At 71.3% G+C, this 2,279-nt stretch carries 2 protein-coding genes; one reads left to right on the plus strand and one right to left on the minus strand.

What is annotated here, in order from left to right; translation table 11 throughout:
• Positions 1–3 precede the first annotated feature (3 nt).
• Positions 4–870 (plus strand): hypothetical protein, encoded by an 867-nt coding sequence (locus tag IPL89_16810; protein MBK9064827.1) that lies wholly within the window; start codon positions 4–6, stop codon positions 868–870.
• A 21-nt stretch (positions 871–891) separates the two neighbouring features.
• On the opposite strand, the gene IPL89_16815 is transcribed toward IPL89_16810, so the two are convergent.
• The gene (locus tag IPL89_16815) at positions 892–2,013 is read right to left on the minus strand and encodes a tetratricopeptide repeat protein (protein MBK9064828.1); all 1,122 of its coding nucleotides are present in this window, start codon (positions 2,011–2,013) and stop codon (positions 892–894) included.
• Positions 2,014–2,279 lie beyond the last annotated feature (266 nt).

The following is a 2,279-nucleotide window of genomic DNA, read 5'->3' on the forward strand; positions in this document are numbered from 1 at the left end:
GACATGAAGAAGAGCTGCGGCCTCTCGCTCCTCGTGTGGCTCGCGTGCATGGGCGCCTACGGTTGGCTCGCGTGGACGAAGACCGGGGAGAAAATCCCGGCGGCCGCGATCGGGTTTCTCGGCGGGACGTTCGCCGCGATGCTGTTCGGGTCGGCGGCGGGCCTCGTCACGGGCGGCGGTGATCGCGAGGCCCTGAAGCGGGCGGTGGCCGGGGAGCCGCCGAAGGACGGCCGTCTCGAGGCCGCGAGCGGGCGCGTGCGCCCCCTCGGCGCCGCGCTCGAGGCCCCGTTCACGGGTCGCGCGTGCGTCGCCTTCGAGTACAACGTCAAGAACCCCGAGGCCGAGCGGAGCGACTTCGCCGGCGTCGCCCTCGCGCCGTGCGCGATCGACTCTGCGCGGGGTCCCGTCCGGATCCTGGGCTGGTCGATGCTCGACGAGTTCCCGAAGGCGTTGCAGGAGGAGATCGATCGGGAGCGCGGCCTCGCCTACCTCAGGGGCGCGACGTTCGAGCCGCTCGGCCTCACGAACGTGCTCTCGTTCTTCAAGAACCTCGTGACGGACCAGGACGGCGCCATCCGCAAGGACATGCGCATCGCCGACGGCGAGCCGGATCTGGGCGGCAAGCGCATCGAGGAGAAGGTCGTCCCCGTGGGTTCCACCGTGACCGTCCTCGGCATCTGGTCGGAGGCCGAGCGGGGCTTCGCGCCCGGGTCGTCGGCGATGCTGAATCGGCTCTACCCGGTCAGCCCGTCTTCCATCCTGCTCGACCTGCGCGGCAGCGCGCTGAAGACATTCGGAATCGCGCTCGTCTTCTTCATCGCGCTCCACGCCATCCTCGTGCCGATGTGGTTCCTCGCGCCCGGCCGCTGACCGTGGGCGCGGCGCGCGGCTTCAGCGTGGCGCATCCGCCAGATGCTGAGCCTCGGCGCTCGACGGGTCGCGCTTGAGCGCCTTCTGCGCGGCCTTCCGCGCGGCATCCGGGCGGCCCCGCGCGAGCTCGGCGCGCGCGATCGCGAGCCACGGGTCCGCGAGCTTGGGGTCGAGCGACGCGGCCTCGCGGTAGTTCCTGATCGCGGTGGCCGGGCTGCCGGCGCGGAGCTCCAGGTCGCCGCGCACGATGAGCGCGTACGGCGAGGCGCGGCGCAGGTCGAGCGCGCCCAGCGCCGCCCGCGCCTCGGCGGCCTTGCCCTCCTCGACGTACAGCGCCGCGAGATTCTGGAGGAGCGGAGGAGAGCCGGGCTCGACCTCGAGCCCTTTCCGGAGCGCGGCGAAGGCCCCGGGGACGTCGCCGTTCCTCCACTTCGCGAGGCCGAGGTTCGCGTAGAGGGACCCCAGCCCCGGCCCGAGCTTCACGGCGATCTCGAGGTCGTGCAGGGCCTCCTGAAACTCGCCCTTTCCGAGGTGCGCGATGCCGTCGTTGCTCGCGCGGATGGCGGCGACCATGTAGTCGTCGAGAAGGGTCAGGCGCCCCGTGAGCTGGTCGGCCATCCGGTAGAAGTCGTAGACCTTCGCGCTGCGGCCGTTCACCTCCATGTACACGGCGATCATGTGGTTGTACGTGACGATGAGGTCGCCCTGGCGCTCGGACGTCCCCCGCGTCGAGACGAGCGCCGCGTGCAGGCGGATGCCGAGCGAGCGCCCCATCGCGATGAAGAGGTTCGTGAAGGAGACGCAGTTCCCGCGCCGCTTCTCGAAGGCGTCCGTCGCGGAGAACGTGGAATTCCTCTCGTACTCGAACGTCCAGGAGCCTCCGTCGATGAGCGCGGAGCGCAGGTGCTCGAGCCGGTCCTCGTCCCGTCCGACCCCGCCGATGGCCAGCGCGGCGGCCTCGATGGCCGGCGTCGCGGCCATCGGGTTCGGCGCCTCGGCGGGGTCGACGCCGCGGCGCTCGAGGCCCGCGTTCCAGCTCTTCGGGCTCACCGCGAAGCCCGGTGTCCCCTCGGTCGAGACGCAGCCGGTCAGGGCCGCGGCGAGCGCGGCGGCAAGGAGGGCGGGGACGCGCGTGCGAGTCACTCCCCCAATCTACGCTCCGGCGAGGTGCGGGGTTGCGTCGGCCGGGCTCGGAAAACGCTCGATTTGTCCCCCATGGAGCCCCGTGATATGACGCGCAGCCAACAGGTTAGGTTCCGGCCCCGTTTTCTCGGCCGAACGTTCGAGATGGTCCCCCAAGGGGCGTGTCGATGGCGTATCGCCGGAGGCTCAAAGGTCTCTCGAAAGAGCCCGTTCCTTCGGGCTCCGAGAAGCCGCGCCCGCACGCCCGCAGGACACTGCGCCGTGCC

The sequence above is a fragment of the Acidobacteriota bacterium genome (assembly GCA_016716715.1).
Classification (GTDB): Bacteria; Acidobacteriota; Thermoanaerobaculia; order UBA5066; family UBA5066; genus Fen-183.

Coding starts and splice junctions, on each gene's coding strand:
- IPL89_16810 (MBK9064827.1), top strand. CDS start 4: ATGAAGAAGAGCTGCGGCCTCTCGCTCCTCGTGTGGCTCGCGTGCATG.